Origin of the sequence: Archangium sp. (assembly GCF_036389735.1) — a bacterium.
Taxonomy (GTDB): Bacteria; Myxococcota; Myxococcia; order Myxococcales; family Myxococcaceae; genus Archangium.
In genome coordinates this window covers 1-4145 of sequence record NZ_DASVWK010000200.1, presented here as the reverse complement: position 1 = coordinate 4145, position 4145 = coordinate 1, and the positions used below count along the sequence as shown (strand labels likewise).

At 69.0% G+C, this 4145-nt stretch carries 3 protein-coding genes; 1 reads left to right on the top strand and 2 read right to left on the bottom strand.

Features of this window, described 5'->3' with window-relative positions:
* On the top strand, positions 1-964 hold a 964-nt coding region (locus VF794_RS07585), incomplete at its 5' end, for a heparin lyase I family protein (RefSeq protein WP_331108511.1).
* Here VF794_RS07585 and VF794_RS07580 read toward each other — a convergent pair.
* Positions 951-3233 carry a membrane dipeptidase gene (locus VF794_RS07580; protein WP_414640883.1) on the bottom strand — a complete coding sequence of 761 codons (2283 nt, stop codon included), beginning with the start codon at positions 3231-3233 and terminating at the stop codon, positions 951-953. The two genes, VF794_RS07585 and VF794_RS07580, sit on opposite strands and share 14 nt — an antisense overlap.
* Before the next feature lie 114 nt (positions 3234-3347).
* Positions 3348-4145: amidohydrolase family protein (locus tag VF794_RS07575; protein WP_331108510.1), on the bottom strand; the 798-nt coding region annotated here is incomplete at its 5' end.

Sequence of the window (4145 nt, the reverse complement as noted above, 5' to 3'; positions counted from 1 at the left end):
GCCTCCTTCTCCGCCGGGCAAATACACTCCCGCCGGGCCTGCGCTGAGGGTGGTGGTCGCCCACACGCCCGATGCCCCTCAAGGAGACGAGGAGGGAGACCGGGCTCCCGGCCTGAACCAGCCCTGGGGCCGCGACCACCGCAACGAGCTGGTGAATCCCCTGGACGGTGCCGCCGCGAGGGCTCCCGACCTCGGCAACCCCGGAAGCTACCGGCTCGTCCCTGGCTACTACACGGAAGGCGACGAGCGCTGGTTCGGCTGGAGCACGTACATTCCGCGGGATGACGAGTGGCAGGGAACCTTCCCGGATCCCACCGTGTCGCGCTCCACCAGCCCGAACTGGCACGTCCTCTTCCAGCTCCATTCCGTGGGGGCCTGCGACGCCAACGGGCCCAACCTGAGCATCGGGATTGATCGGACCGATGGGGACCAGGGCGCCTACGAGACAGGCGCGCGGTATCAGTTCACGCTCAACAAGCGGGACACCTACTCCACCTCGGACGCCCTCAACTACACGCCCGGTGCTGCTCCTGGCCGTGATGGGCACTACCGGCTCTGGCCTCATTACGACCCGGCCAACGGGCGCTTCAATCCCGTGAGCACCGCGACCAAGGGGGAGTGGCACACCTTCGTGTTGCACGTGGTCTTCTCGGCGAATCCCAACAAGGGCGTCGTCGAGCTGTGGATGGATGGCGTCAAGCGCTACCCAGGCACGGGAGATCCCTCCACGCGCGCCACGCTCTATCGCTTCCCGAGCACTCCCTGTGCCGGGGAGGACATGAGCTGGTTCATCGCGGGCAAGCCCATGCCGGTGTACGTGGCGACCGGCCTCTACCGGAGCCGGTTCCAGCTCCCCACCGATACCCTCTACCAGGCCGATCTGAAGTCCACGGCCGACACCAACGGGTGCCGGCTCGTGGATCCGCTCCAAGGACAGAACTGTCCCCCGGTCAAGCGCAGGTGAACGACCAGCGGCAGGTGCCCGAGGCGCACTCCCGATCGGCCGAGCACGCCGCGCCACGCGACTTCTTGTTCTGGCACTTGCCCGAGTTCGTGCCCCAACCGCAGTACTGGGTGCTGGCGCAGTGCGAGTCGCTGTCACACAGGCACGTGCCCGTCGGGTTGACGTAGCAGTCCGCGCTGCACCGGTCCGTCGTGCACTCGGTGTCCGCCTTGCAGCTCTGCCCATACGCCTTGGAGCGCGGCGTGTAGCACCAGCCCGTCATGTCCGCGCACCCGCCACACGCCCCGGACTGGCACTGCCCATCCCGGCTGCACGACGACCAGTTGCTCTTCTTCGGCACGCAGTCGTTGTCGCCCGGGTTGGCCGGAATCTCATCCTGGCAGTAGCTCGAGCCCCCGCAGTCCCCGTCGTCGTTGCACACGCAGCGACCGTCGAAGGTGGAGCACAGCACCGAGGTGCACTGGTCGCTGATGCACTCCGCGTCGAAGCGGCAGCCCTGGTTCAGCAGCTTCGAGTCCGGCGCGTAGGCCGCGCCGCACACCGTCGGGTAGCGAGCCTCGCGCGCCGCCTTGTCCTCGTAGGGGGCGATGCCGCTCGTGTCGATGTCCGCCGCCGTGTCCGCCATGCCGGTGCGCGGGGCGTTCGCCCGCTCCCACATCCGCAGGTACGTCTCCGTCGAGTTGGCCAACCCCGTCGTCTGCGCCCCCACCCGGCCCAGATCCTTCAGCAGGTCCGGCAGCAGACCCACGTGCGCCAGGCCGTACTTGTCGAAGTCCGTGCCCAGCCGCGCCGGCCCGGACACCTCCTGCTGGTACGCCTGGGCATCCGCCTCGGCCTGGAAGGTGGCCGAGCACGCCCCATTCGCGCCGAAGCGCGGCCGCGTCTGCTGGATGAAGCCGTTGAAGTCCGCGCCAAAGGCCATGGGCACCTTCAGCCCCTGGCGGCCGAACTCGTACGCCTGCGCCACCGAGCGGCTGGAGCCGTGGCAGTTGTTGGCCACGCCGGACTTCGTGTACGCGCGCGTCTCGTCATGCGCCGTGCGCAGGCCGAACATGCCGCCCGTCTGCCGCAGGTAGCGCACCACCCACGCCGGCGTCGTCTTCTCGTTCTCCGCCAGCTTCGGGTTCATCACCTCGCGGAAGTGGCCGTGCGAGATGTAGAGCGGGTAGTAGCTGTTGGCCTGGGCGACGGCATAGGCGTCCTGGATGCTCTTCTCGGACAGGTGCGCCATGTCCACGAGCATCCCCTTGGCCATCATCGCCTGCACCAGCGCCTTGCCGTCCGCCGTGAGCCCCTTCGTGTTGCGGCAGTTGCCCGCCGCGTCCTTGTACACGTCGAAGCCCAGCGTGAAGGAGTTGGTCGTCACGCCACAGTCGTAGTCGATGCGGCAGTTCTCGATGAACTGGGCCGCCTGGAAGATGACGTTGTGCAGCGCCGCGCCGCCGAAGCGGTTGTCCAACTGGTGCACTGGCTGAATGGAGCGAACCCCCAGCGCGTGGAAGCGGTCCAGCTCGCTCCTCCAGTCCTTGTCCCCGAAGAGCTTGCTCGTCTCGATGGAGAGCACCATCGCCAGCCGCCCCGAGGAGATGATGCCGCGCGCGTGCGCGGGCGAGAGGGCGATCTCCGCCCAGTCGGTGCGCGCATCGAAGGCCCGAGCCATCTGCAGCTGCACCTCGATGTCCGCCATCTCGTCGCACGGGCGGTTGAGGTTCTGGTACGGCAGCGCCTTGCAGAGGAACCCGTTGCTCACCAGCGACACCACCACCAGGGACATGCCGCCCTGGTGCGCCTGCCGCAGCCACCCCTCCCACGACTGCTGGTGGGCGATGGTGTCCCAGCGCGGCCACTCGGTCCCCACCTCGCGCCGGCCCAGGTGCAGGCCCGTGTCGCCCTGGGTGCCTTCCATCTTCCCCATGAACTCCGAGCCCACCGCGCCCGCGAGGCCAAACAGGTCGGAGAGCAACGGCACGCCGCGCAAGTCCACGCTGCCCGAGTTGGGGCACAGGTTGAGCATCTGGCTCAAGTCCATGCGCACACGGGCGTGATCGCTCTCGGGCGCCCCGCCGTCACAGCGTGCCAGCGCGCCGGTATGACTGCCGTGGAACCAGCCGCCGCCAAAGGCCTCCTCGGCGAACATGTGGTGGTGCAGCTCCGCGAAGCCGCCCACCCCGAGCTCACCCGTGGCCGTGGCCAGCGAGACTGCCTCGGGCTCCGGTGCCACGGGAGCACAGCCCTGCACCAGGGTGAGCGCCAGAGCCGCGAGGAACACGGCCCTGGGACGAAATGGGAAATTCACGAGAAGGCCCCCTTGTTAGGAAATCCCTCTCCTATATCCCCAACCCATACCTCGGGTGAAGGGAGGGGCCCCGGAAATCCCTCTCCTCTATTTGGGAAGCGCTCGGTACTTCTCGAACAGCGCCTGCTGGCGACTGGTGAGTGGCACCTGCCTGCCCCCCAGCCACATGCCCAGCGGGCGGCTGCTCACCTCCAGCGGCTCCCCGTTCCACAGCACCAGATCCGCCACCTGCCCTGGCGCCACCTGTCCCCCCTCCAGCCCGAAGGCCTCCGTCACGTTGGAGGTGATGGCGCGCACCGCGTCCGCGTACGGCAGCCCCCACGCCACCGCGTTGCCCGCCTCCTGCGCCAGCGTGCGCACCATGTGCGGCTCGCCCAGGGTGGAGAAGAGCACCTTCACCCCCGCCGCGCTCAGCAGCGCCGCCGAGTCCAGCCGGCTGCTCAGCCCATCGAAGTTGGAGGGCAGGTTCTGCGTGGGCTGGAGGATGACGGGCACCTTCGCCGCCGCCAGCTCCGGCGCCACCAACCACGCCTCTCGGCCTCCGGCGATGAGCAGCTTCAGTCCGAACTCACGCCCGAGCGCCAGCGCCGCGCGGATGTCCGACACCCGGTTGGCCGTCACCACCACCGGCAGCGCGCCCGCCAGCGCGGGCTGGAGCGCCTCCAGATCCAACCGGCTCGCGGCCAGCGTGCGCATGCGGTTCTGCTCGAAGTCTCCCTTGCGCTTGTTGTACTCGCGCGCGTCGGACAGCAGCTCGCGCAGGCGCTCCAGCACCAGCGAGCGCGGGCCGGACACCGCGTCACGGCCGGTAACGCCCAGGTTGAGGTGCAGGGCCAGCGGCGCGCGGCGCACCGTGCCGTCCGTACCCACCCACGCGCTCTGCCC